23 protein-coding genes and 1 other RNA gene are annotated in these 24,176 nt (G+C 41.9%); 19 read left to right on the top strand and 5 right to left on the bottom strand.

Annotated features, from left to right (window positions below; translation table 11 throughout):
* Positions 1 to 122: 122 nt before the first annotated feature.
* Positions 123 to 2,318: a penicillin-binding protein PBP1A gene (pbp1a, locus tag JJN14_RS08580; protein WP_201058428.1), complete on the bottom strand. Its 2,196-nt coding sequence runs from the start codon at positions 2,316 to 2,318 to the stop codon at positions 123 to 125.
* Positions 2,315 to 2,911, bottom strand: a complete 597-nt coding sequence (gene recU, locus JJN14_RS08575; RefSeq protein WP_004263564.1) for a Holliday junction resolvase RecU — start codon at positions 2,909 to 2,911, stop codon at positions 2,315 to 2,317. The genes pbp1a and recU overlap by 4 nt, the downstream gene beginning before the upstream one ends.
* A 66-nt stretch (positions 2,912 to 2,977) precedes the next feature.
* Here recU and JJN14_RS08570 point away from each other — a divergent pair, with 66 nt between their 5' ends.
* The 17 genes from JJN14_RS08570 to tig all read left to right on the top strand — a co-directional run bounded on the left by JJN14_RS08570 (position 2,978) and on the right by tig (position 19,182).
* Positions 2,978 to 3,505: a DUF1273 domain-containing protein gene (locus tag JJN14_RS08570; protein ID WP_201058427.1), complete on the top strand. Its 528-nt coding sequence runs from the start codon at positions 2,978 to 2,980 to the stop codon at positions 3,503 to 3,505.
* A gap of 72 nt (positions 3,506 to 3,577) precedes the next feature.
* On the top strand, positions 3,578 to 3,907 hold the full coding sequence (gpsB, locus tag JJN14_RS08565) for a cell division regulator GpsB (RefSeq protein ID WP_000146534.1): 330 nt from the start codon (positions 3,578 to 3,580) through the stop codon (positions 3,905 to 3,907).
* A 20-nt stretch (positions 3,908 to 3,927) separates the two neighbouring features.
* Positions 3,928 to 4,309: RNase P RNA component class B (gene rnpB / locus JJN14_RS08560), an RNA gene on the top strand.
* An 84-nt stretch (positions 4,310 to 4,393) separates the two neighbouring features.
* Positions 4,394 to 5,551: a THUMP domain-containing class I SAM-dependent RNA methyltransferase gene (locus JJN14_RS08555; protein WP_201058426.1), complete on the top strand. Its 1,158-nt coding sequence runs from the start codon at positions 4,394 to 4,396 to the stop codon at positions 5,549 to 5,551.
* Positions 5,552 to 5,563: 12 nt separating this feature from the next.
* Entirely contained in the window at positions 5,564 to 6,946 is a 1,383-nt protein-coding gene (gene mapZ, locus JJN14_RS08550; protein WP_201058425.1) for a cell division site-positioning protein MapZ, read from the top strand.
* Between the two features lie 75 nt (positions 6,947 to 7,021).
* The gene (gene gndA / locus JJN14_RS08545) at positions 7,022 to 8,446 is read left to right on the top strand and encodes an NADP-dependent phosphogluconate dehydrogenase (protein ID WP_000158778.1); all 1,425 of its coding nucleotides are present in this window, start codon (positions 7,022 to 7,024) and stop codon (positions 8,444 to 8,446) included.
* Positions 8,447 to 8,457: 11 nt separating this feature from the next.
* Positions 8,458 to 9,147 carry a response regulator transcription factor gene (locus JJN14_RS08540; RefSeq protein ID WP_050283620.1) on the top strand — a complete coding sequence of 230 codons (690 nt, stop codon included), beginning with the start codon at positions 8,458 to 8,460 and terminating at the stop codon, positions 9,145 to 9,147.
* Positions 9,148 to 9,247: 100 nt separating this feature from the next.
* Entirely contained in the window at positions 9,248 to 10,258 is a 1,011-nt protein-coding gene (locus JJN14_RS08535) for an N-acetylmuramoyl-L-alanine amidase family protein (RefSeq protein ID WP_201058424.1), read from the top strand.
* A 17-nt stretch (positions 10,259 to 10,275) separates the two neighbouring features.
* Positions 10,276 to 11,295 carry a choline-binding protein CbpC gene (gene cbpC, locus JJN14_RS08530; RefSeq protein WP_201058423.1) on the top strand — a complete coding sequence of 340 codons (1,020 nt, stop codon included), beginning with the start codon at positions 10,276 to 10,278 and terminating at the stop codon, positions 11,293 to 11,295.
* 228 nt (positions 11,296 to 11,523) lie between these two features.
* Positions 11,524 to 12,402: a mevalonate kinase gene (gene mvk / locus JJN14_RS08525; RefSeq protein WP_201058422.1), complete on the top strand. Its 879-nt coding sequence runs from the start codon at positions 11,524 to 11,526 to the stop codon at positions 12,400 to 12,402.
* Positions 12,384 to 13,337, top strand: a complete 954-nt coding sequence (gene mvaD / locus JJN14_RS08520; RefSeq protein WP_201058421.1) for a diphosphomevalonate decarboxylase — start codon at positions 12,384 to 12,386, stop codon at positions 13,335 to 13,337. Before mvk ends, mvaD begins: the two co-directional genes overlap by 19 nt.
* Entirely contained in the window at positions 13,324 to 14,331 is a 1,008-nt protein-coding gene (locus JJN14_RS08515; protein WP_201058420.1) for a phosphomevalonate kinase, read from the top strand. Before mvaD ends, JJN14_RS08515 begins: the two co-directional genes overlap by 14 nt.
* Positions 14,315 to 15,325, top strand: a complete 1,011-nt coding sequence (gene fni, locus JJN14_RS08510; protein WP_201058419.1) for a type 2 isopentenyl-diphosphate Delta-isomerase — start codon at positions 14,315 to 14,317, stop codon at positions 15,323 to 15,325. The genes JJN14_RS08515 and fni overlap by 17 nt, the downstream gene beginning before the upstream one ends.
* A 76-nt stretch (positions 15,326 to 15,401) precedes the next feature.
* Positions 15,402 to 16,100 carry a cell wall-active antibiotics response protein LiaF gene (liaF, locus tag JJN14_RS08505; RefSeq protein ID WP_070528777.1) on the top strand — a complete coding sequence of 233 codons (699 nt, stop codon included), beginning with the start codon at positions 15,402 to 15,404 and terminating at the stop codon, positions 16,098 to 16,100.
* The gene (locus tag JJN14_RS08500) at positions 16,097 to 17,095 is read left to right on the top strand and encodes a sensor histidine kinase (RefSeq protein WP_201058418.1); all 999 of its coding nucleotides are present in this window, start codon (positions 16,097 to 16,099) and stop codon (positions 17,093 to 17,095) included. Before liaF ends, JJN14_RS08500 begins: the two co-directional genes overlap by 4 nt.
* A 10-nt stretch (positions 17,096 to 17,105) precedes the next feature.
* On the top strand, positions 17,106 to 17,738 hold the full coding sequence (locus JJN14_RS08495) for a response regulator transcription factor (protein ID WP_049509719.1): 633 nt from the start codon (positions 17,106 to 17,108) through the stop codon (positions 17,736 to 17,738).
* A 160-nt stretch (positions 17,739 to 17,898) separates the two neighbouring features.
* Positions 17,899 to 19,182, top strand: a complete 1,284-nt coding sequence (gene tig / locus JJN14_RS08490) for a trigger factor (RefSeq protein WP_045612235.1) — start codon at positions 17,899 to 17,901, stop codon at positions 19,180 to 19,182.
* Positions 19,183 to 19,229: 47 nt separating this feature from the next.
* On the opposite strand, the gene JJN14_RS08485 is transcribed toward tig, so the two are convergent.
* From JJN14_RS08485 to rnhC, 3 genes are all read right to left on the bottom strand, one after another.
* A complete protein-coding gene (locus tag JJN14_RS08485; protein WP_201058417.1) occupies positions 19,230 to 21,596 on the bottom strand; it encodes an ATP-dependent RecD-like DNA helicase in 2,367 nt (788 codons plus the stop codon).
* Between the two features lie 118 nt (positions 21,597 to 21,714).
* A complete protein-coding gene (lepB, locus tag JJN14_RS08480; protein ID WP_049486944.1) occupies positions 21,715 to 22,329 on the bottom strand; it encodes a signal peptidase I in 615 nt (204 codons plus the stop codon).
* Positions 22,330 to 22,332: 3 nt separating this feature from the next.
* Positions 22,333 to 23,214, bottom strand: coding sequence for a ribonuclease HIII (gene rnhC / locus JJN14_RS08475; RefSeq protein ID WP_201058416.1), 882 nt, complete (start codon positions 23,212 to 23,214; stop codon positions 22,333 to 22,335).
* 86 nt (positions 23,215 to 23,300) lie between these two features.
* On the opposite strand from rnhC, the gene zapA reads away from it, so the two are divergent.
* Both zapA and JJN14_RS08465 read left to right on the top strand, forming a co-directional pair.
* Entirely contained in the window at positions 23,301 to 23,603 is a 303-nt protein-coding gene (gene zapA, locus JJN14_RS08470; protein WP_000002019.1) for a cell division protein ZapA, read from the top strand.
* Positions 23,600 to 24,148, top strand: coding sequence for a CvpA family protein (locus tag JJN14_RS08465; protein ID WP_115904881.1), 549 nt, complete (start codon positions 23,600 to 23,602; stop codon positions 24,146 to 24,148). The genes zapA and JJN14_RS08465 overlap by 4 nt, the downstream gene beginning before the upstream one ends.
* The last annotated feature ends 28 nt before the right edge of the window (positions 24,149 to 24,176 follow it).

Here is a 24,176-nt window from a genome sequence, read left to right as displayed (position 1 = left end):
AGTAGGTGTATAGAACAAAAAACCTGAGAAGTACAATTGACCTTCTCAGGTTTTTATTATCTAATTATTGATTGGACAAAGAACAGATTGAAAAACCACCCAATTTTTGGGTGGTTAGTAATTTATTGTTGCGCTGGTTGAGGATTTTGGTTAGGCTGCCCTTGATTGGTACTTGGTTGTTGTGTCGCCGTATTCTCATTGGTTCCAGCATTGGGAGTAGCTGTATTTGAATTTGAATTTGGATTTGGATTTGTGTTTGGTGTCGTTACACTTGACTGAGAGGTTGAAGTCTCTGGAGTCTGGTTTGCAGGAGCAGGTGTAGAACTTTGTTGAGTAGCAGGAGCAGTCCATGTAGGACGAGCTCCATTCTTAAAGACATATTCTCCACTCCTATATAAGCCCTCAGGCATAGTCCAATCTCCTGGGGGGTCATCTTCTGATAGGTAAGTCATCATTGAACGATAGACCGCAGAAGCAACTGTGAACCCACTGCCGATGACTGGAGTAAGACGATTTGAGTAACCTGTCCATACGGCCATCGAATATTTACGAGTATAGCCGACAAACATTTCATCCGGTGCAACAAGTTGACTTGATTTAATATGATTTTCGATTTCTTCATCTGAATAGTTAGAGGTACCTGTCTTACCGGCTTGAGGAAGCCATGAAATATAGGCGTTAAAACCAGTTCCAGAGGTCAAGACTGTTTTCATCATTTCTGTCATCATGTAAGCAGTGGTCTCTTTCATAGCTCGGGTACCAGGGTCAGAAAATTCTTTTTCGCTACCATCACTAAAGACAACTTTATTAATGTACATCGGTTTGTGATAGATACCACCATTGGCAAATGCAGCATAAGCAACAGCCATTTTTTCGCTACTTGCGCCGTATTGCTTATTAGATTCAGTTGTGTTACTTGATATGGCGTTAGAATAATGCATATCTGGATAGTCAATTCCTAAACCATTTAAGAAGGTTTTTGCACGATTTAATCCAACTTTGTTGAGTGTTTCTACAGCAGGAACATTGCGAGATTGCTGTAGTGCATATTGCAGGGTGATATTACCGAAGTATCCTCTATCCCAGTTGTAGACAGGGGTATTTGTTCCAGGATAATTATACGGGATATCGCGTACAATGGTAGCAGTTGAGTCATAGATATCGAATTCCAAAGCAGGAGCATAATCAGTGATGGGTTTCATTGTTGATCCCCAGTCACGATTGGTCTCCACAGCCTGATTGGTGCCGAATGAAACATTACTTGCTTGATGACGAGCACCAAGTTGTGCAATAACGTTACCATTAGATACATCTACAATAGTCGAAGCTACTTGCATGTCATCATCAGGATAAGTGACATATTGGTCGGTGTTATAAACATCCCAGAGTCGTTGTTGGACATCTTTGTCCACATTTGTATAGACATCCATACCTGTAGTAAGAAGGTTGTAACCAGTTTCTTGTTCAACTTGGTCGATTACTTCTTTAAGGTAATTGTCCATGTATGCAGGATAGCTGTTACCGGATTTCAGGCTTTGTAGACCATCGGTAACAGGGGTATTAATAGCTTTTTCATACTCTTCTGCACTGATGTATTTCTGTCCCTTCATTTCTGAAAGTACCAAGTTCCGACGCTCTAGAGCAGCTTCTGGATGAGAATAAGGATCATATTGGTTTGGTGCTTGAGGCATTCCGGCTAGGAGTGCTAACTGTGGTAAGCTTAAATCCTTCAAGTCTTTTCCATAGTAATTTTGGGCTGCAGTTTGCATTCCATAGTTACCGTTAGACATGTAGACTTTGTTGATGTAGTAGGTCAGGATTTCTTGCTTGGTTGCTTTTTGCTCTAGTTGAACGGCTAGCCAAGCTTCTTGAGCTTTACGTGACAAAGTTTGATCGGCAGTTGAAGTAGAAAAATAAGTTAATTTGATCAATTGTTGAGTCAAGGTTGAGGCTCCCTGGAGGCCTCCTCCGCCTTGGAGGTTTCTCAATGCCGCACCCATGATACGAATGGTGTCAACACCTCTATGATCAAAGAAACGGTGGTCTTCGATAGACACGATGGCCTTGACCAAATCAGTAGGGATTTCATTTGCTTGAGTATTTACTCGACGTTCAGATCCAAGGTCAGCGATCAGTTCGTTCTTATTGTCATAAATCTTGCTAGAGGTCGTCGCAACTAATTTACTTTCAGATAAGGTTGGAGCCTTGCTAACAAAGTAGAGGAAGACACCTCCACCTAATAGAAATAATGCGATAAATAATGTAAGGAACGTAATTCCGATATACTTTAAGAATCGCAGAATAGTTTGTTTGTTCATCTTGTTTTACCACCTAGTAAATGTTCTTTGATAATGTCGAGATAGGGAATTTGAGGGAAAGCCCCTTGCTTTACTAAATATCCATATTCTTGAATATATCCAAGTGGCATAGATTTTTGCCCCTTATCTTGATGATAAAAGCGAATCAAATCAAATGCCGGCAACAAATAAGTTTCCTGTTTAGAAGAAAAATGAAGCAGTACGAAGCAAATACCCTGCTGTTCTAGAACTTGTTCCATATGTTGAATCTGGTGAAGATGGAAGTTCTTCATTGGAATAGCATTCTTTTGTCGTGTTTCCTTGGCTTCAAAGTCAATGTAATGTCCTCTATACACGCCAGAGTAATCTGTTGTGGAAGCTTGTCTAAAATAGGCTTCTACAATTTTGGCTCTACTACGTTGAGGATAGTCTACTCGGACAATTTGAACAGGCGTGGGTTTTTTATGGATAACTGCCATACCATGCGTCAGATAGTAGTCGTTTGTAGCGTTAATCATCTTTTCAAAAGTCATTCCTCGATTTGCGAAATTATTTGGTTGAGAAATGGATGTTTTGTTTTTTTTTGATGAAATTTTATGAGGATAGTTGACCATATTTCTCCTTATTGGTACAATGACATCACTCTATTATACCATAAAAATAGAAAGAAAGGTGTAAAAATGACTATAGCTTTAATTATGGGATATTCTAATTTTGACTTGGGTGTCTTTAACGAAAAAGATATCAGGTTAAAAATTATAAAGAAAGCCATTCGCCGTGATTTAGAAAGTTTGGCAGAAGAAGGGATTAACTGGCTGGTCTTTACAGGGAACTTGGGATTTGAATCTTGGGTACTTGATGTCGCAAATGAAATGAAAGAAGAATATGATTTCAACCTAGCGACCATTTTTGATTTTGAAACACACGGGGAAAATTGGAATGAAGCGAATCAGCTTAAACTTAGCCAATTTAAGCAGGTAGATTTTGTCAAATATGCCTATCCTAAATATGAACATATGGGGCAACTACGAGACTACCAACGATTTTTACTGGAAAATACTGATTTAGCTTATTTTTTCTATGATCCAGAAAATGAGACCAAATTAAAATTTATGGATACCTTGATGAAAAATCAGGAAGGGTATCGCATAAAAAGGCTAACGTTTGAAGACCTAAATGAGCTAGCAGAAAATTTTTCTGAAAAGTAAGCCTTTGACCTTGATTTTTGTTTGCCTTTTTTTATATAATAATACTATTAGAAACCGAGAATGGAGAGAGAGATGGCAAGTATTATTTTTTCAGCAAAAGATATTTTTGAGCAAGAGTTTGGACGTGAAGTCCGTGGATATAGTAAGGTTGAAGTTGATGAATTTTTGGACGATGTCATCAAGGACTACGAAACTTATGCTGCCTTAGTCAAGTCTCTCCGTCAAGAAATTGCAGAGTTGAAGGAAGAATTGTCTCGCAAACCTGAATCTGCACCGGTTCAAGCAGAACCACTTGAAATGACGGCTACAACTTCTATGACGAATTTTGATATTTTGAAACGACTAAATCGTCTTGAGAAAGAAGTATTTGGGAAACAAATTTTGGATAACTCTGATTTATAAGAGCTTATTTGAAAAGTGCAATTTTTGGATAATCGCGTGAGGAGAATTTCTTTTCATGAGGAAAGTCCATGCTAGCACAGGCTGTGATGCCTGTAGTGTTTGTGCTAGGCGAAACCATAAGCCTAGGGACGAGAAATCGTTACGGCAGTTGAAATGGCTAAGTCCTCGGATAGGCCAGAGTAGGCTTGAAAGTGCCACAGTGACGGAGTCTCTCTGGAAACAGAGAGAGTGGAACGCGGTAAACCCCTCAAGCTAGCAACCCAAATTTTGGTCGGGGCATGGAGTACACGGAAACGAACGTAGTACTCTGACTACTTTCAGCTGTAGGCTGTTAGCGGTAGACAGATGATTATCGAAGGAAGTGGTCCTAGTCACTTCTGGAACAAAACATGGCTTATAGAAAATTGCATATAGGTTGGGGCTGAGAAAACTTTCTCAACCTCATTTTTTAAAGTGGACATATAGAAAGGTCTTATAAGACTGAAAATGAAAAAAGAATTTAATTTAATCGCTACTGCTGCAGCGGGTCTTGAGGCTGTCGTTGGTCGTGAAGTACGAGAGTTGGGCTACGATTGTCAGGTTGAAAATGGACGTGTTCGTTTTCAAGGAGACGTGAGAGCCATTATCGAAACCAACCTCTGGCTTCGGGCAGCAGATCGTATCAAGATTATCGTAGGAACGTTCCCAGCTAAGACTTTTGAGGAGCTCTTTCAAGGAGTTTTCGCTCTAGATTGGGAAAATTATTTACCACTTGGAGCTCGATTCCCGATTTCAAAAGCCAAATGCGTTAAATCTAAGCTACACAATGAACCCAGTGTACAGGCTATTTCAAAGAAGGCCGTTGTTAAGAAGTTGCAAAAACACTACGCCCGCCCAGAAGGTGTTCCTCTGATGGAGAATGGCCCAGAGTTTAAGATTGAGGTTTCTATTCTGAAAGATGTCGCAACTGTCATGATTGATACGACCGGGTCTAGCCTCTTTAAACGTGGCTATCGTACTGAAAAAGGTGGTGCTCCTATTAAGGAAAACATGGCAGCAGCTATTTTGCAACTCTCTAACTGGTATCCAGACAAGCCCTTGATTGATCCGACCTGTGGTTCGGGGACTTTCTGTATCGAGGCAGTTATGATTGCTAGAAAGATGGCGCCTGGTCTTCGTCGCTCCTTTGCCTTTGAGGAATGGAACTGGATTAGCGATCGCTTGATCCAAGAAGTGCGCACAGAGGCGACTAAAAAAGTAGATCGTGAGCTTGAGCTAGATATCATGGGCTGCGATATCGATGCACGTATGGTGGAAATTGCTAAGGCCAATGCTCAAGTAGCAGGGGTTGCAGGAGATATTACCTTTAAGCAGATGCGCGTGCAGGATTTGCGTTCCGATAAAATCAATGGAGTGATCATCTCTAACCCACCTTATGGGGAACGCTTGTCAGATGATGCAGGAGTTACCAAACTCTATGCTGAGATGGGGCAAGTATTTGCACCGCTGAAAACGTGGAGCAAATTTATCCTAACTAGTGATGAAGCCTTTGAGACCAAGTACGGCAGTCAGGCGGACAAGAAGCGCAAGTTGTACAATGGAACTTTAAAAGTTGATTTGTATCAATATTTCGGTCAGCGTGTTAAGCGTCAGGAAGTAAAGTAGGAAGGAAAACTCATGAGTAAGAAAAGACATGATCGTCATATAACAGAACATCAAGAAGCGCAATTTGATTTTGATGATGCCAAAGAGCTAACGGTTGGAGAAGTCATGCTAAAAAATGAAGAGGTGGAAGCAGGTGTATTGCCTGGAGATTCTATCTTGGACAAGTATGTGAAACAACATAAAGATGAAATTGAGGCAGATAAGTTTGAAACGCGTCAGTTTAGCAAGGATGATTTAGTTGAAAAAGAAGAGGTAGAAGAGATAGAGGAGACTCAGACTCTAGATAATTTACTTCAAGAGCTTCGTGAGGGAACAGGAGTAGATTCTCCAGCTCCAGAAGATGAGTTGAGTCAGTTTGATGATTTAGAATTAACACGAGTTTCAGAAGCACCTCTTGTAGAAGAATTTGAGACTGAAGATATTCCAACACTTTATCGAGTGACAGATAGTGAAGATGGAAATAGTAAGAAGAAATGGGTACTTTATGGTATTCTAGCAGCCTTAGTGGTTCTTATCCTTGGAACTGGTTATTATGTTTATCGTCAAGTGGATCGTTCTACCAAGGAAATCCAGACTTCTCAATCAACTACAAACACGCAGTCAGATGTGGAAGAATTCAATAATTTATATGATGCCTTCTATACAGATAGCAACAAAACGGCTTTGAAGAATAGCCAGTTTGATAAACTGGGTCAACTTAAAACCTTGCTTGATAAGCTAGAAGGTAGTCGTGAATATACGCTTGCAAAATCTAAGTATGATAGTCTAGTAACTCAAATCAAGGCCATTCAAGATGTCAATGCTCAATTTGATAAGCCAGCTATTGTAGATGGAGTTTTGGACACTAACGCTAAAGCTAAATCAGATGCTAAATTTACAGATATTAAAACTGGAAATACGGAGATTGATAAAGTGCTAGATAAGGCTATCAGTCTAGGTAAGAGTCAACAAACAGCTCCTTCAAGTTCAAGCTCAAGTCAAGAAAGTTCAAGTTCATCAACAGAGAGGGCTACAGACAACACAAGTCCATCTTCAAGCGTCTCATCAAACAATTCAGTTTCTGCACGTGATGATAGCCATGGCGGTTTATCAAGTTCTGGAGTTGACCTCCAGAGAGCTTCGAGTCGTGTGCCGTTCAATCAATCAGCTGTTGATGATAGCAATAATTCTGCATGGGATTTCGCGGATGGTGTCTTGGAAAAAATCCTAGCGACTTCACGTTCACGTGGTTATATCACTGGTAACCAATACATCCTTGAACGTGTCAATATCGTTAATGGCAATGGTTATTACAACCTCTACAAGCCAGATGGAACCTATCTCTTTACCCTTAACTGTAAGACAGGATACTTTGTTGGAAATGGTTCTGGACATGCGGATGCTTTGGACTACTAAGTAGTCGTTACAAAATTCTTTCTTTTCAAAAGTAAAAATGATAAAATAAAACAAATTAAACAAGAGGAGTGTCAAATGACAAAAGCTAACTTTGGTGTCGTAGGTATGGCCGTAATGGGTCGTAACCTTGCCCTTAATATTGAATCACGTGGTTACACAGTTGCTATTTACAACCGTAGTAAAGAAAAAACTGAAGATGTAATTGCTTGCCATCCTGAAAAGAACTTTGTACCAAGCTATGACGTTGAAAGTTTTGTAAACTCAATCGAAAAACCTCGTCGTATTATGCTCATGGTTCAAGCTGGACCTGGTACAGATGCGACAATTCAAGCCCTTCTTCCTCACCTTGACAAGGGTGATATCTTGATTGACGGCGGAAATACTTTCTACAAAGATACAATCCGTCGTAATGAAGAATTGGCAAACTCAGGTATCAACTTTATCGGTACTGGGGTTTCTGGTGGTGAAAAAGGTGCCCTTGAAGGTCCTTCTATCATGCCTGGTGGACAAAAAGAGGCCTACGAATTGGTTGCAGATGTTCTTGAAGAAATCTCAGCTAAAGCACCAGAAGATGGCAAACCATGTGTGACTTACATCGGTCCTGATGGAGCTGGTCACTATGTAAAAATGGTTCACAACGGTATCGAGTATGGTGACATGCAATTGATCGCAGAAAGCTATGACTTGATGCAACACTTGCTAGGTCTTTCTGCAGAAGACATGGCTGAAATCTTTACTGAGTGGAACAAGGGTGAATTGGACAGCTACTTGATCGAAATCACAGCTGATATCTTGAGCCGTAAAGACGATGAAGGTCAAGATGGACCAATCGTAGACTACATTCTTGATGCCGCAGGTAACAAGGGAACTGGTAAATGGACTAGCCAATCATCTCTTGACCTTGGTGTACCATTGTCACTCATCACTGAGTCAGTATTTGCACGTTACATTTCAACTTACAAAGAAGAACGTGTACATGCTAGCAAGGTTCTTCCAAAACCAGCTGCCTTCAAATTTGAAGGAGACAAGGCTGAGTTGATTGAAAAAATCCGTCAAGCCCTTTACTTCTCAAAAATCATTTCATACGCACAAGGTTTTGCGCAATTGCGTGTAGCTTCTAAAGAAAACAACTGGAACTTGCCATTTGCAGATATCGCATCTATCTGGCGCGATGGCTGTATCATCCGTTCTCGTTTCTTGCAAAAGATTACAGATGCTTACAACCGTGATGCAGACCTTGCTAACCTTCTTTTGGATGAGTACTTCTTGGATGTTACTGCTAAGTATCAACAAGCAGTGCGTGATATCGTAGCTCTTGCTGTTCAAGCTGGTGTACCAGTGCCAACTTTCTCAGCAGCTATTACTTACTTTGATAGCTACCGTTCAGCTGACCTTCCAGCTAACTTGATCCAAGCGCAACGTGACTACTTTGGTGCCCACACTTACCAACGTAAAGACAAAGAAGGAACATTCCACTACTCTTGGTATGACGAAAAATAAGTAGGTCTGCCATGGGGAAACGGATTTTATTACTTGAGAAAGAACGAAATCTAGCTCATTTTTTAAGTTTGGAACTCCAAAAAGAGCAATACCGAGTTGATCAGGTTGAGGAGGGGCAAAAAGCCCTCTCCATGGCTCTTCAGACAGACTATGACTTGATTTTATTGAATGCTCATCTGGGGGATATGACAGCCCAGGATTTTGCAGACAAACTGAGTCGGACTAAGCCAGCCTCAGTCATCATGGTCTTGGACCATCGTGAAGAATTGCAAGATCAGATTGAGACAATCCAACGCTTTGCCGTTTCGTACATCTATAAGCCAGTTATTATTGATAATTTGGTGGCTCGTATTTCAGCGATTTTCCGAGGTCGGGACTTTATCGACCAACATTGTAGTCAGATGAAGGTTCCAACGTCTTATCGCAATCTGCGTATGGATGTAGAACATCATACCGTTTATCGTGGCGAGGAGATGATTGCTCTGACTCGTCGTGAGTATGACCTCTTGGCTACTCTTATGGGAAGCAAGAAAGTTCTGACTCGTGAACAGTTGTTGGAAAGTGTCTGGAAGTATGAAAGTGCGACCGAAACCAATATCGTGGATGTCTATATCCGTTATCTACGTAGCAAGCTTGATGTAAAAGGTCAAAAAAGCTACATTAAAACCGTGCGTGGTGTCGGTTACACCATGCAAGAATAGAAAGCAGTTGCAGTTATGTAACTGCTTTTTTTGAGGGGGTTCTCTATATATTGACATACAGTTGGGGCTTTGCTATAATCAGTTATGGAGGATACGTCTAATGAAAACAATAAAAAAATTGATGCAAATTGCATTAGCAGTCTTTTTCTTCGGTTTGCTAGCAACAAGTGCAGTATTGGCGGATGATGCTGATTCAGAAGGTTGGCAATTTGTCCAAGAAAATGGTAGAACCTACTACAAGAAGGGGGAACTCAAAGAAACCTACTGGCGAGTGATTGATGGGAAGACCTATTATTTTGATCCTTTATCTGGAGAGATGGTGGTCGGCTGGCAATATATTCCGTTTCCATCTAAAGGTAGTACAATTGGTCCTTACCCTAATGGTATAAGATTAGAAGGATCCCCAATGCCAGAATGGTACTACTTTGGTAAAGATGGGGTTCTTCAAGAATTTGTTGGCAAGCAAGTTTTAGAGGTAAAAACTGCTACAAATACCAATAAACATCATGGAGAACAATATGATAGTCCAGCAGAGAAACGAGTCTATTATTTTGAAGATCAACGTAGTTATCATACTTTAAAAACTGGTTGGGTTCATGATGAGAAAAACTGGTATTATTTACAGAAGGATGGTGGCTTCGATGCTCGTATCGACAGTTTGACGGTTGGGGAACTAGTGCGTGGCTGGACCAATGATAACTCAACTTGGTACTATCTAGATCCAACAACTGCTACAATGCAAACTGGTTGGAAACAACTTGGCAACAAGTGGTACTACCTTCGTTCATCAGGAGCCATGGCAACTGGCTGGTATCAGGAAGGCTCAACTTGGTACTATTTAGATGCTGAAAATGGCGATATGAAAACAGGCTGGCAATATCTTGGTAACAAGTGGTACTACCTTCGTTCATCAGGAGCCATGGCAACTGGTTGGGTGAAAGATGGTTCAACTTGGTACTACCTAAATGCAAGTAATGGAGATATGAAGACAGGTTGGACAAAAGTAAATGGAAACTGGTATTATCTCAATTCCTCTGGCGCAATGGTTACAGGTAGCCAAACTATCGATGGTAAAGTTTATAACTTTGCTTCATCTGGTGAGTGGATTTAATGTTGGAGGGTATATAGATGAAAATTTTGAAAAAAATGATGCAAGTTGGATTAACAGCATTTTTCTTTGGTTTGCTAGCTACAAATACTGTATTTGCGGATACCACAGGTGGCCAATTTGTTGATAAGGATAATAGAAAATATTATGTAAAAGATGATCATAAAGCAATCTATTGGCATAAAATAGGCGGTAAAACTTACTATTTTGGTGATAAAGGAGAAATGGTTGTCGGTTGGCAATACGTAGAAATTCATGGAACAGGTTATCGTGATAATTTATTTAATAATCGTCCAGTCTTAGAAATTGGCCTTCAGGAGAAGTGGTACTATTTTGGACAAGATGGTGCTTTGCTAGAACAAACAGATAAACAAGTACTAGAGGCAAAAACGTCTGAAAATACAGGAAAAGTATACGGTGAACAATATGCTCCATCTGCTGAAAAGAGAACTTATTATTTTGATAATAATTATGCTGTAAAGACAGGTTGGACTTATGAAGACGGCAATTGGTATTATTTAAATAAGCTAGGAATTTCTGGCGATGATTCTTACAATCCACTACCAATTGGTGAAGTTGCTAAGGGTTGGACTCAAGATTTCCATGTTACTTTTGGCATTGATAGAAGCAAACCTGCTCCGTGGTATTACCTAGACCCAGAAACTGGCATTATGCAAACTGGATGGCAAAACCTTGGTAACAAGTGGTACTACCTTCGTTCATCAGGTGCAATGGCAACTGGCTGGTATCAGGAAGGCTCAACTTGGTATTATTTAGACCAGTCAAATGGTGATATGAAAACGGGCTGGCAATACCTTGGTAACAAGTGGTACTATCTCCGTTCATCAGGAGCTATGGCAACTGGTTGGTATCAAGATGGTTCAACTTGGTACTACCTAAATGCAAGTAATGGAGATATGAAGATAGGCTGGTTCCAGGTCAATGGCAAATGGTACTATGCTTATAGCTCAGGTGCTTTGGCAGTGAATACGACCGTAGATGGCTACTACGTCAACTATAATGGCGAATGGGTTCAATAATGAAAGAGGCGATTGTGAAGGAAACAATCGCTTTTTTTGTGAAAATATAATAAAATAGATAGGAGAGAATAAATACTTGTAGGAAAAAATAATACTCTTCGAAAATCAAATTCAAACCACGTCAGCGTCGCCTTACCGTACTCAAGTACAGCCTGCGGCTAGCTTCCTAGTTTGCTTTTTGATTTTCATTGAGTATGAGACGGCTTTTTCGTCTAGCAAAAGGAAAAAATGACAAAAAAAGTTGGTGTCGGTCAGGCACATAGTAAGATTATTTTAATAGGGGAGCATGCGGTCGTTTACGGTTATCCTGCTATTTCCTTGCCCCTTTTGGAGGTGGAGGTGACTTGTAAGGTAGTTCCTGCAGCGAGTCCTTGGCGTCTCTATGAGGAGGATACCTTGTCCATGGCGGTTTATGCCTCGCTGGAGTATTTGGATATCAAAGAAGCCTGCATTCGCTGTGAGATTGATTCGGCTATCCCTGAAAAACGGGGAATGGGTTCGTCAGCTGCTATCAGCATAGCGGCTATTCGTGCGGTTTTTGACTACTATCAGGCCGACCTGCCTCATGATGTATTGGAAATCTTGGTCAATCGGGCTGAGATGATTGCCCATATGAATCCTAGTGGTTTGGATGCTAAGACCTGTTTAAGTGACCAACCTATTCGCTTTATCAAGAACGTAGGATTTACAGAGCTTGAGATGAATCTATCTACCTATTTGATAATTGCTGATACGGGCGTTTATGGTCACACTCGTGAAGCTATCCAAGTGGTTCAAAGTAAGGGCAAGGATGCCCTGCCGTTTTTGCATGCCTTGGGAGAATTAACCCAGCAGGCAGAAGATGCGATTTCACGAAAAGATGCTGAAGGACTGGGACAAATCCTCAGTCAAGCGCATTTACATTTAAAAGAAATTGGGGTTAGTAGTCCTGAGTCAGATTCTTTGGTTGAAACGGCTCTTAGCCATGGTGCTCTGGGTTCCAAGATGAGCGGTGGTGGGCTAGGAGGCTGTATCATAGCCTTGGCAGCCGATTTGACACAAGCTCAAGAACTAGCAGAAAGATTAGAAGAGAAAGGAGCTGTTCAGACATGGATAGAGAGCCTGTAACAGTACGTTCCTACGCAAATATTGCTATTATCAAATATTGGGGAAAGAAAAAAGAGAAAGAGATGGTGCCTGCTACTAGTAGTATCTCTCTGACTTTGGAGAATATGTATACGGAGACGACTTTGTCATCTCTACCGACGGATGCGACAGCTGATGCCTTTTATATCAATGGTCAGCTACAAAATGAGGCAGAGCATGCTAAGATGAGTAAGATTATTGACCGCTACCGTCCAGATGGTGAGGGCTTTGTTCGTATTGACACTCAAAATAATATGCCTACCGCAGCAGGCTTGTCATCAAGTTCTAGTGGTTTGTCTGCCTTGGTCAAGGCTTGCAATGCTTATTTCAAGCTTGGATTGGATAGAAGTCAGTTAGCGCAGGAAGCGAAGTTTGCCTCAGGATCTTCCTCTCGGAGTTTTTATGGACCATTAGGTGCCTGGGACAAGGATAGTGGAGAGATTTACCCTGTAGAGACAGACTTGAAACTAGCTATGATCATGTTGGTGCTAGAGGACAAGAAAAAACCAATTTCTAGCCGTGACGGGATGAAACTCTGTGTGGAAACTTCGACGACTTTTGACGACTGGGTGCGTCAGTCTGAGAAGGATTATCAGGATATGCTGGTTTATCTCAAAGAGAATGATTTTGCCAAGGTTGGGGATTTAACGGAGAAAAATGCTCTTGCTATGCACGCTACGACCAAAACAGCATCGCCAGCCTTTTCTTATCTGACGGATGCATCTTATGAAGCCATGGACTTTGTCCGTCAACTTCGCAAGCAAGGAGAAGCCTGCTACTTTACTATGGATGCTGGTCCCAATGTTAAGGTCCTCTGTCAAGAGAAAGACTTGGAGCATTTATCAGAAATTTTCGGTCAACGTTACCGCTTGATTGTGTCAAAAACAAAGGATTTGAGCCAAGATGATTGCTGTTAAAACTTGCGGAAAACTCTATTGGGCAGGTGAATATGCTATTTTAGAGCCAGGGCAGTTAGCCTTGATAAAGGCCATTCCCATCTATATAAGGGCTGAGATTGCCTTTTCTGATAGTTATCGTATCTATTCGGATCTGTTTGATTTCGCAGTTGATTTGACGCCAAATCCTGCCTACAGCTTGATTCAAGAAACAATTGCTTTAGTGGAAGATTTCCTGACTTATCGAGGTCAAACTTTAAGACCTTTTTCTCTAGAAATCCGTGGAAAAATGGAACGAGAAGGCAAAAAGTTTGGTCTGGGTTCTAGCGGTAGTGTCGTTGTCTTGGTTATCAAGGCTCTGCTTGCTCTATATGATCTTTCGGTTAATCAAGATCTCTTATTTAAGCTGGCTAGTGCTGTCTTGCTCAAGCGAGGAGACAATGGTTCCATGGGCGATCTTGCCTGTATTGTGGCAGAGGATTTGGTTCTCTACCGGTCATTTGATCGTCAAAAGGTGGCAACTTGGTTAGAAGAAGAAAACTTGGCGACAGTTTTGGAGCATGATTGGGGTTTTTCAATTTCACACGTACAACCTGCCCTAGAATGTGATTTCCTAGTGGGATGGACTAAGGAAGTAGCCGTATCTAGTAACATGGTCCAGCAAATCAAGCAAAACATCAATCAGAATTTTTTAACTTCCTCAAAAGCAACGGTGACTGCTTTGGTAGAAGCCTTGGAGCAGGGGAAAGTTGAAAAAATTATCGAGCAAGTAGAAGTGGCCAGTCAACTTTTAGAAGGCTTGAGCGTAGATATTTACACGCCTTCGCTTAGACAGTTGAAAGAAGCCAGTCAAGATTTGCAGGCTGTTGCCAAGAGTAGTGGCGCTGGTGGTGGTGATTGTGGTATTGCCTTGAGTTTTGATGAGCAATCAACTGAAACCCTAAAAAATCGTTGGGCCGATCTGGGGATTGAGCTCTTATACCAAGAAAGGATAGGACATGACGACAAATCGTAAGGATGAGCACATCCGCTATGCCCTTGAGCAGAAAAGTTCCTATAATAGCTTTGATGAGGTGGAGTTGATTCATTCTTCCTTGCCTCTTTACGATCTAGATGAAATCGATCTGTCGACAGAATTTGCTGGTCGAAAGTGGGACTTTCCTTTTTATATCAATGCTATGACGGGTGGAAGCGATAAGGGAAGAGAAATCAATCAAAAACTAGCTCAGGTGGCGGAAGCCTGTGAAATTTTGTTTGTGACGGGCTCTTATAGCGCAGCCCTCAAAGATCCAGCAGATGACTCTTTTTCTGTCAAGTATGATCATCCAAATCTCCTTCTTGGAACCAATATTGGATTGGATAAGCCGGTTGAACTTGGTTTGCAGACTGTGACGGAGATGAATCCCTTACTTTTACAAGTGCACGTCAATGTCATGCAGGAATTACTCATGCCCGAGGGAGAAAGGAAGTTTAGAAGCTGGCAATCGCATCTAGCAGACTACAGCAAACAAATCCCTGTTCCTATTGTCCTCAAGGAAGTGGGCTTTGGAATGGATGCCAAGACCATCGAGAGAGCCTATGAATTGGGCGTTCGAACCTTTGACCTGTCAGGTCGTGGTGGTACCAGTTTTGCCTATATTGAAAATCGCCGCAGTGGGCAACGTGATTACCTCAATCAATGGGGGCAATCTACCATGCAGGCCCTTATCAATGCCCAAGACTGGAAAGACAAGGCTGAACTCTTAGTTAGTGGAGGTGTTCGCAATCCGCTGGATATGATTAAGTGTTTGGTCTTTGGTGCTAAGGCTGTAGGACTCTCTCGAACAGTTCTAGAATTGGTTGAAACCTACACAGTTGAAGAAGTGATTGGCATTGTCCAAGGCTGGAAAGACGATCTGCGTTTGATTATGTGTGCCCTTAATTGTGCCACCATAGCAGATCTGCAAAAAGTAGACTATCTTCTTTATGGAAAGTTAAAAGAAGCAAAGGAACAGATGAAAAAGGCGTAACCACCGCCTTTTTTCCATCTTCAGACTGAGGTGACTTTTTTGAATTGTGATAAAATAGAAGAGAGAGGATGAACCTATGAGAAAATTTAAAATCTTTTTATTTATCGAAGCCTGTCTGTTGACAGGAGCTCTGATTTTGATGGTATCAGAGCATTTTTCGCGTTTTCTGCTGATTTTATTCCTCTTTTTGCTTTTGATTCGCTATTACACTGGTAAAGAGGGCAATAACCTTCTTTTGGTGGTGGCAACCATTCTCTTCTTTTTCATCGTCATGCTCAATCCTTTTGTGATTTTAGCTATTTTTGTTGCGGTTATATACAGCCTCTTTCTTCTTTATCCGATGATGAACCAGGAAAAAGAGCAGACCAATTTGGTGTTTGAAGAGGTGGTAACGGTTAAGAAGGAGAAAAATCGTTGGTTTGGCAATCTCCATCATTTTTCAAGCTACCAGACTTGCCAGTTTGATGATATCAATCTCTTTCGTCTCATGGGCAAGGACACCATTCATCTGGAGAGGGTCATTCTAACCAATCATGACAATGTCATTATCCTTAGAAAGATGGTAGGCACGACCAAAATCATCGTACCTGTAGATGTGGAAGTCAGTCTCAGCGTTAACTGTCTCTATGGGGATTTGACTTTTTTCAACCAGCCCAAGCGAGCCCTCCGCAATGAACACTATCATCAGGAAACAAGAGACTATCTCAAGAGTAACAAGAGTGTCAAGATTTTCTTGACCACTATGATTGGCGATGTGGGGGTGGTCAGAGGATGAAAAAACAAGCCTATGTAATCATTGCTCTCACCTCCTTATTATTTGTCTTGTTTTTCTCCCACAGCTTGCTGGAAATCCTTGACTTTGACTGGACTATTTTCTTACATGATGTCGAAAAAACAGAAAAATTTGTCTTTTTGTTGTTAGTATTCAGCATGTCCATGACCTGTCTCTTAGTCCTGTTTTGGCGAGGTGTTGAAGAGCTTTCTCTAAGAAAAATGCAGACTAATCTCAAGCGTTTATTAGCAGGGAAAGAAGTGGTTCAGGTTTCCGATTCAGATTTGGATGCCAGTTTCAAGTCCTTGTCAGGGAAACTTAACCTCTTGACGGAAGCACTTCAAAAGGCTGAAAATCACAGTCTTGCTCGGGAAGAGGAAATCATTGAGCAGGAAAGAAAGCGGATTGCTCGGGATTTGCACGATACAGTCAGTCAGGAGTTGTTTGCGGCCCACATGATTTTGTCAGGCGTCAGTCAGCAGGCTTTGAAATTGGATAGAGAAAAGATGCAGATCCAGTTGCAGAGTGTTACAGCCATCCTTGAAACAGCCCAGAAGGATTTGCGGGTCTTGCTCTTGCATTTGCGACCAGTTGAATTGGAACAGAAGAGCTTGATTGAAGGGATTCAAATTCTCCTAAAAGAGCTTGAGGACAAGAGCGATCTCAAGGTTAGTTTCAAGCAAAATGTGACGAAATTGCCCAAGAAAATCGAGGAGCATATCTTCCGCATCTTGCAGGAGTTGATCAGCAATACCCTCCGCCATGCCCAGGCCTCTTGTTTGGATGTCTATCTCTATCAGACGGATGTTGAATTGCAGCTGAAGGTGGTGGATAATGGGATTGGTTTCCAGTTGGGGAGCTTAGACGACTTGAGTTATGGACTTCGTAATATCAAGGAGCGGGTCGAAGATATGGCAGGGACGGTTCAGTTATTAACAGCTCCCAAGCAAGGACTGGCAGTTGATATCCGTATTCCCTTGTTAGGTAAGGAATCATAAAGGAGTAGAGATGAAAATTTTACTAGTAGATGACCATGAAATGGTCCGATTGGGCTTGAAAAGTTACTTTGACCTCCAAGACGATGTAGAAGTTGTGGGCGAGGCGGCAAACGGGTCTCAAGGTATTGACTTGGCCTTGAAACTGCGTCCAGATGTCATTGTCATGGATATCGTTATGCCTGAGATAAATGGAATTGATGCGACCTTGGCTATCCTCAAAGAATGGCCTGAAGCCAAGATTTTGATTGTGAGCTCTTATTTGGACAATGAAAAAATCATGCCCGTCTTAGATGCAGGTGCTCGTGGCTATATGCTTAAGACTTCTAGTGCCGACGAACTGCTCCATGCTGTCCGTAAGGCGGCTGCTGGGGAGTTGGCCATTGAGCAAGAGGTCAGCAAAAAAGTCGAATACCACCGCAATCACATAGAACTACATGAGGACCTGACTGCGCGTGAGCGAGATGTGCTCCAACTCATCGCTAAGGGCTATGAAAATCAGCGTATCGCAGACGAACTTTTCATCTCTCTCAAGACGGTCAAGACTCACGTGTCCAACATTCTTGCCAAACTTGAAGTCAGCGATCGCACCCAGGCAGCGGTCTATGCCTTTCAGCACCACTTGGTGGGGCATGAGGAGTTTTAGTAATTATATAAAATAATATCAGAGCAATGACTTAATTTAGTATCAAAGAAGCAAGCAAGTACCTCTAGCGTCATTGAAAAGCGCATTCATTAGTTGAAAAAAGTCGCCCATTTATGTTATAATAGACTGTATTTAAAAAATTTTAAGGAGAAATGACAGAATGTCTGTATCATTTGAAAACAAAGAAACAAACCGTGGTGTCTTGACTTTTACTATCTCTCAAGACCAAATCAAACCAGAATTGGACCGTGTCTTCAACTCAGTGAAGAAATCTCTTAATGTTCCAGGTTTCCGTAAAGGTCACCTTCCACGCCCTATCTTCGACAAAAAATTTGGTGAAGAGTCACTTTACCAAGACGTTATGAACGCTCTTTTACCAAACGCTTATGAAGCAGCTGTAAAAGAAGCTGGTCTTGAAGTCGTTGCACAACCAAAAATTGATGTAACTTCAATGGAAAAAGGTCAAGACTGGGTTATCACTGCTGAAGTTGTTACAAAACCTGAAGTAAAATTGGGTGACTACAAAAACCTTGAAGTATCAGTAGATGTAGAAAAAGAAGTAACTGATGCTGACGTTGAAGAGCGTATCGAACGCGAACGCAACAACTTGGCTGAATTGGTTATCAAAGAAGCTGCTGCTGAAAACGGCGACACTGTTGTCATCGACTTCGTTGGTTCTATCGACGGTGTTGAATTTGATGGCGGAAAAGGTGAAAACTTCTCACTTGGGCTTGGTTCAGGTCAATTCATTCCTGGTTTCGAAGACCAATTGGTAGGTCACTCAGCTGGTGAAACTGTTGATGTTATCGTAACATTCCCAGAAGACTACCAGGCAGAAGACCTTGCAGGTAAAGAAGCTAAATTCGTAACAACTATCCACGAAGTAAAAGCTAAAGAAGTTCCAGCTCTTGACGATGAGCTTGCAAAAGACATCGACGAAGAAGTTGAAACACTTGCTGAATTGAAAGAAAAATACCGCAAGGAATTGGCTGCTGCTAAAGAAGAAGCTTACAAAGATGCAGTTGAAGGTGCAGCAATTGATAAAGCTGTAGAAAACGCTGAAATCGTAGAACTTCCAGAAGAAATGATCCACGAAGAAGTTCACCGTTCAGTAAACGAATTCCTTGGAAACTTGCAACGTCAAGGTATCAACCCTGACATGTACTTCCAAATCACTGGAACTACTCAAGAAGATCTTCACAAACAATACGAGGGAGAAGCTGAGTCACGTACTAAGACTAACCTTGTTATCGAAGCAGTTGCCAAAGCTGAAGGATTTGATGCTTCAGAAGAAGAAATCCAAAAAGAAATCGAGCAATTGGCTGCAGATTACAACATGGAAGTTGCACAAGTACAAAGCTTGCTTTCAGCTGATATGTTGAAACACGACATCACAATTAAAAAAGCTGTTGAATTGATCACAAGCACAGCAACAGTTAAATAATCTTAATAAACAAAAATCCCACCTGAATTGGTGGGTTTTCTTATGCACTATTTTCCAAAAATCTCTTTGAGGTCTACGTCTGTAATCCCAATCATGGCGGGGATGCTGTCCCAGTTTTCTTCGGTTAAGATGTAGGATTGTTCAGAGGTACTTGATGTGACTGTTTCAGAGACCGCTTGTTGCTTTTCTTCAACATTCTCCAATAAATCACTGAAGCGTTCAATCAGATAGGTTTTTCGGGCAGTTCCGATATGCTGGGTGGCATAGTCGAAGGCCTGTAATTCGCCTAGTAAGATAAGCTTGCTTTTGGCGCGTGTAATGGCTGTATAGATGAGATTGCGCTCCAGCATACGCCTACTAGCACTAGTGATAGGTAGGATGACAACAGGGAACTCACTTCCCTGGGACTTATGGATACTCATGGCATAGGCCAGGCGAATCTTGTACCATTCGTTACGTGGGTAAGAGACCTCGTTGCCATCAAAATCAATGACAATTTCGTCTTGTTTCGACTCGGTGTATTTACCAGGAATCAGGTCTGTGATAGTTCCTAAATCTCCATTAAAGACATTGATTTCAGCATCATTGACCAAGTGAATGACCTTGTCGCCCTTACGATAGTGGCACTGGGGAGCTTCAAAACTGACTTGGTCTTTTTGTGGTGGATTAAGCAGGTCTTGCATGAGTTGGTTGATGGCATCAATCCCTGCTGTTCCTCGGTACATGGGAGCCAGAACTTGGATATCACGGGCAGGGATACCACTTCTTAGGGCAGCGCCTAAGATTTTTTCAATCGTAGCTGGAATATGGCCGCTAGCAATTTCAAAGTAGGAACGGTCTGCTTTTTTCTGGGTAAAGTCAGCTGGCAAGATGCCCTGTCGAATCTGACTAGCTAGAGTGACGATGGTTGATTCTTCGCTTTGTCGGTAAATTTTTTCCAAACGAGTCTGAGGAATCAAGGGAATATGAAGCAGATCCGCTAGAACCTGTCCAGGGCTGACAGACGGTAGTTGGTCGCTGTCACCCACGATGAGGATTTTACTGCTAGAAGAGATGTTGGAGAAGAGTTGGTTGGCCAGCCAAGTATCCACCATGGAAAATTCATCTACGATGATAAAGTCAGCATCCAGATAATCTTCCAGATGACTGGTATCATCGTCCCCTGTCATTCCCAAATGGCGGTGTATGGTAGCACTAGGCAAACCTGTCAATTCATTCATGCGCCGAGCTGCTCGGCCAGTTGGAGCAGCAAGAAGAATCGGCAGATTGCTTTTTTTCCTGAGGTCAAGTCCTTCTAAAAGGGCATAAACAGCGATGATCCCATTGATAACCGTTGTCTTACCAGTACCAGGTCCACCTGTTAGGATAAAGACCTTGTTCTGGATAGCATCACAAATAGCTTGTTTTTGAATGTTATCATACTCAATTCCCAGTTCTTCCTCGACAGTAGTGATATGCTTTTGAATAGTTTCTAAATCATGGCTCTTCTGTTTTCCTTTTTCAAGGATACGAACCAAGTGACTGCGGATGCCTTCCTCAGCGAAAAAGAGGCTGTTATCAAAGATTTTTGTATCAATCTGCTGAACCTTGTCTTCTTCGATCAGGTAGGAGAGTTCTTGGGCTACTTGGCTAGGATCCAGTTCCACGGGACGGGAAGATTCAAGGAGAGTAAGGGTTTGTTCCAGCAAATCCCGTGCTTCAACATAGGTGTCCCCTGTTCCCATACAGGCCTGAAAAAGACTGTGAACTAGACCGGCACGAAAGCGCTCAGGAGCCTGACTTTCGATGCCGAGTTCTTCCGCTAATTGGTCAGCAATAGTAAAGCCTAAACCCTTGATATCCTCAACCAATTGGTAGGGATAATTTTCAACCACATCAAGAGTTTCTTCCTTGTAAAAGTCTTGAATCTGAAAGGCTAGTTTATTGGGAATGCCGTAGTTGGCTAGTTTGGACAAAACCATCTCGGTTCCGTAGTTGAGACGGAGAGTGGAGACGAAAGCCTCGCGATTTTTGGCAGATAGTCCTGCGATGCTTCCTAGCTTTTCTGGGTGTTGCAGAATTTCGTCAATGGTATTGTCGCCATAGGTATCCACAATTTTCTGAGCTGTCTTGAGACCAATTCCCTTGAAATGGCTACTTGAAAAGTACTTAACCAGCCCTTTACTAGTTGGTTTTGCGCGTTCATACCGGCTGATTTGCAGTTGCTTCCCATACTTGGAGTGCTGTACAATTTGCCCCCAAAAAGTATAGTCTTCTCCCTCAATCACGTCAGCCATGGTACCCGTGACAATGATTTCAAAATCATCAAAATCCTCTGCGTCCGTATCGTCAATTTCTAGGAGGAGGATGCGGTAAAAATTGCTGGGATTTTCAAAAATAATCCGTTCAATGGTTCCTGAAAAATAAAATTCCATAAAATTCCTTTGCATGAATAGGTGAGAGTTCGGGATATTTTTATTATAGTCAATAAACTATCACTTCTCACGATAGAAGAAGAGGCTGAGATTCTTGATTCTCGGCCTCTTAGGTCTTTTAAAATGTTCCGATACGGGTGATTGGCCAGAAGCGGAATTTAGCTTCCCCTGTGATATCTTTTGCTTTGAAGGTACCTACGTGACGGCTGTCGCTCGAAACCAAGCGGTCATCTCCAAGGAGAAGGTATTCTCCTTCTGGGACAGTAAAGCTAAAGTTGGTGTTGTAATTGACATCAACTGTGAAGGCTTGGGCTTTTTCAGCAATACTTCTAAAGAAAGTTCCTTTATTTCCTTCAAAACCCTTGCCTGAATAGGTGCTTTGGAGTTTGTCATTCTTGAAACGTTTGATGTAGTCAGCTAGATAAGGTTCGTCCGTCTCTTTGTCATTGATGTAAAGTTTATCGTTTTCGTAACGGACGGTGTCGCCAGGCATTCCGATGACACGCTTGACGATGTCCTTATTACCATCTTCCTCATGGGCAACCACGATATCAAAACGGTCAATAGGTAGGTGTTTGACAACAAAGAGGATTTCGCCATCCGCTAGGGTAGGATCCATGGAATGCCCTTCTACGCGGACATTGCTCCAAAAAAAGATACGACTTAAAGCTAGTAATGACAGAATTAGAAGGAACAATCCCCACTCTTTTAAGAAATTTTTAAATGAATTCATAACTTACCTTTCTAGGCGTTTTTTCGCTTTTTCAGTATTTTTAAAGTGCAGTTTGGCGCAGAAATTGAGTCCTTGCATACCATAGGCTTGCAAAATCTGGCTAGCCACCTTATCAGAAGCCGTTCCAGCTCCACTTGGAAGTTGATAGCCCAGCTCTCGTCCCAGATTTTCAAGATTTTCTAGAAAGAGATCACGTGCAATGATAGAAGAAACTGCGACAGCCAAGTATTTGCCTTCAGCCTTTTCTTCTAAGCTGATAGGATTGCTGAAACGATTGGCCTCTTGTGCCAAGTACTTGTCATAATTTTTAGCACTGGTAAAGGCATCAATCACAATTTTCTCAGGCTGAACACCTTTCTGAAGGAGGAGATAGATAGCCTGGTTATGGAGGGCTACCTTAACAGAAACAGCGTTGTAGCGGTCTCCGATGACCTCGTTGTACTTGCTTGGTGAGAGAAGGAGTGCCTGGTGCTGGATTTTTTCTTTGAGGATAGGGGCAATCTGACGGATCTTTTGATCAGTCAGAGTTTTAGAATCCCCCACACCGAGTTTTCGCAAGAAGGCATGCTGGTCAGGCGTGACAAAGGAAGCCACAACTGCAAGCCCACCAAAGTAGGAACCATTTCCAACCTCATCTGTCCCAATTAAAGGGAAATTTTGTCCCCTGGTTTCCTCTACAACTTGATAGCCAAAGAAACTAGCATATTTCTCAGCTCCTTCCCCTTGAAGCAAGACCTTTCCAGAAGTATAGATAGAAACCGTTGCTTGAGGTAGTTTCAAAAAGTAGCGCATATAGGGATTCTTGCTGGGAGCTAGACTAGTTTGATAGTGTTCAAGAAAAGCCTGAATCTCCTTTTCGCTTGGTGTGAGTGTAATACTTGCCATAGTTTCTATTGTACCATAAAAGCAGGCAAATTTGTAAAAACTGACAAAATTAGCGAATTTTGGTATAATATCGTGAGGTGAATTTTATGGCAAATCTAAATCGATTCAAATTTACATTCGGGAAAAAATCATTAACCTTGACCAGCGAGCATGATAACCTTTTTATGGAGGAGATCGCCAAGGTTGCGACAGAAAAATACCAAGCAATTAAAGAACAAATGCCTAGTGCAGACGATGAAACCATCGCTCTTTTGTTGGCAGTCAACTGTTTGTCAACTCAGCTCAGCCGTGAGATTGAATTTGATGATAAGGAGCAAGAATTAGAAGAACTCCGTCACAAGCTTGTGACTTGCAAGCAAGAACAGAGCAAGATTGAGGATTCCTTATGATTTCACTCCTTCTTCTATTGGTCTTGGCTTGGGGATTTTATATCGGCTATCGGAGAGGCCTGCTCTTACAGGTTTATTACCTGATTTCAGCCATGGCATCTGCTTTTGTGGCTGGCCAGTTTTACAAGGGGCTTGGAGAACAGTTTCATTTATTGCTACCTTATGCAAATCCGCAGGCAGGTCAGGGAACTTTCTTTTTCCCATCGGATCAACTCTTTCAGTTGGATAAGGTCTTTTACGCAGGGATCGGCTACTTGCTGGTATTTGGGATAGTCTATAGTATCGGTCGTTTACTTGGTCTCCTTTTGCACTTACTTCCTAGTAAAAAACTGGGTGGTAAGTTGTTCCAAGTTTCAGCAGGGATCTTGTCCATGTTGGTGACCTTATTTGTCTTGCAAATGACCTTGACAATCTTGGCGACCATCCCCATGGCGGCTGTACAAAATCCTCTTGAAAAGAGTATCGTCGCAAAACACATCATCCAGAGCATACCGGTAACAACCAGTTGGCTCAAACAAATCTGGGTGACAAATTTAATCGGATAAAAAGGGCAGGAATTTTCCTAGCCCTTTG

Source organism: Streptococcus mitis, from assembly GCF_016658865.1.
Classification (GTDB): Bacteria; Bacillota; Bacilli; order Lactobacillales; family Streptococcaceae; genus Streptococcus; species Streptococcus mitis_BT.
The sequence above is the reverse complement of the archived record's forward strand: the minus strand, read 5'-3'. Positions and strand labels throughout refer to the sequence as shown.

Coding starts and splice junctions, on each gene's coding strand:
- pbp1a (WP_201058428.1), bottom strand. CDS start 2,318: ATGAACAAACAAACTATTCTGCGATTCTTAAAGTATATCGGAATTACG.
- recU (WP_004263564.1), bottom strand. CDS start 2,911: ATGGTCAACTATCCTCATAAAATTTCATCAAAAAAAAACAAAACATCC.
- JJN14_RS08570 (WP_201058427.1), top strand. CDS start 2,978: ATGACTATAGCTTTAATTATGGGATATTCTAATTTTGACTTGGGTGTC.
- gpsB (WP_000146534.1), top strand. CDS start 3,578: ATGGCAAGTATTATTTTTTCAGCAAAAGATATTTTTGAGCAAGAGTTT.
- JJN14_RS08555 (WP_201058426.1), top strand. CDS start 4,394: ATGAAAAAAGAATTTAATTTAATCGCTACTGCTGCAGCGGGTCTTGAG.
- mapZ (WP_201058425.1), top strand. CDS start 5,564: ATGAGTAAGAAAAGACATGATCGTCATATAACAGAACATCAAGAAGCG.
- gndA (WP_000158778.1), top strand. CDS start 7,022: ATGACAAAAGCTAACTTTGGTGTCGTAGGTATGGCCGTAATGGGTCGT.
- JJN14_RS08540 (WP_050283620.1), top strand. CDS start 8,458: ATGGGGAAACGGATTTTATTACTTGAGAAAGAACGAAATCTAGCTCAT.
- JJN14_RS08535 (WP_201058424.1), top strand. CDS start 9,248: ATGAAAACAATAAAAAAATTGATGCAAATTGCATTAGCAGTCTTTTTC.
- cbpC (WP_201058423.1), top strand. CDS start 10,276: ATGAAAATTTTGAAAAAAATGATGCAAGTTGGATTAACAGCATTTTTC.
- mvk (WP_201058422.1), top strand. CDS start 11,524: ATGACAAAAAAAGTTGGTGTCGGTCAGGCACATAGTAAGATTATTTTA.
- mvaD (WP_201058421.1), top strand. CDS start 12,384: ATGGATAGAGAGCCTGTAACAGTACGTTCCTACGCAAATATTGCTATT.
- JJN14_RS08515 (WP_201058420.1), top strand. CDS start 13,324: ATGATTGCTGTTAAAACTTGCGGAAAACTCTATTGGGCAGGTGAATAT.
- fni (WP_201058419.1), top strand. CDS start 14,315: ATGACGACAAATCGTAAGGATGAGCACATCCGCTATGCCCTTGAGCAG.
- liaF (WP_070528777.1), top strand. CDS start 15,402: ATGAGAAAATTTAAAATCTTTTTATTTATCGAAGCCTGTCTGTTGACA.
- JJN14_RS08500 (WP_201058418.1), top strand. CDS start 16,097: ATGAAAAAACAAGCCTATGTAATCATTGCTCTCACCTCCTTATTATTT.
- JJN14_RS08495 (WP_049509719.1), top strand. CDS start 17,106: ATGAAAATTTTACTAGTAGATGACCATGAAATGGTCCGATTGGGCTTG.
- tig (WP_045612235.1), top strand. CDS start 17,899: ATGTCTGTATCATTTGAAAACAAAGAAACAAACCGTGGTGTCTTGACT.
- JJN14_RS08485 (WP_201058417.1), bottom strand. CDS start 21,596: ATGGAATTTTATTTTTCAGGAACCATTGAACGGATTATTTTTGAAAAT.
- lepB (WP_049486944.1), bottom strand. CDS start 22,329: ATGAATTCATTTAAAAATTTCTTAAAAGAGTGGGGATTGTTCCTTCTA.
- rnhC (WP_201058416.1), bottom strand. CDS start 23,214: ATGGCAAGTATTACACTCACACCAAGCGAAAAGGAGATTCAGGCTTTT.
- zapA (WP_000002019.1), top strand. CDS start 23,301: ATGGCAAATCTAAATCGATTCAAATTTACATTCGGGAAAAAATCATTA.
- JJN14_RS08465 (WP_115904881.1), top strand. CDS start 23,600: ATGATTTCACTCCTTCTTCTATTGGTCTTGGCTTGGGGATTTTATATC.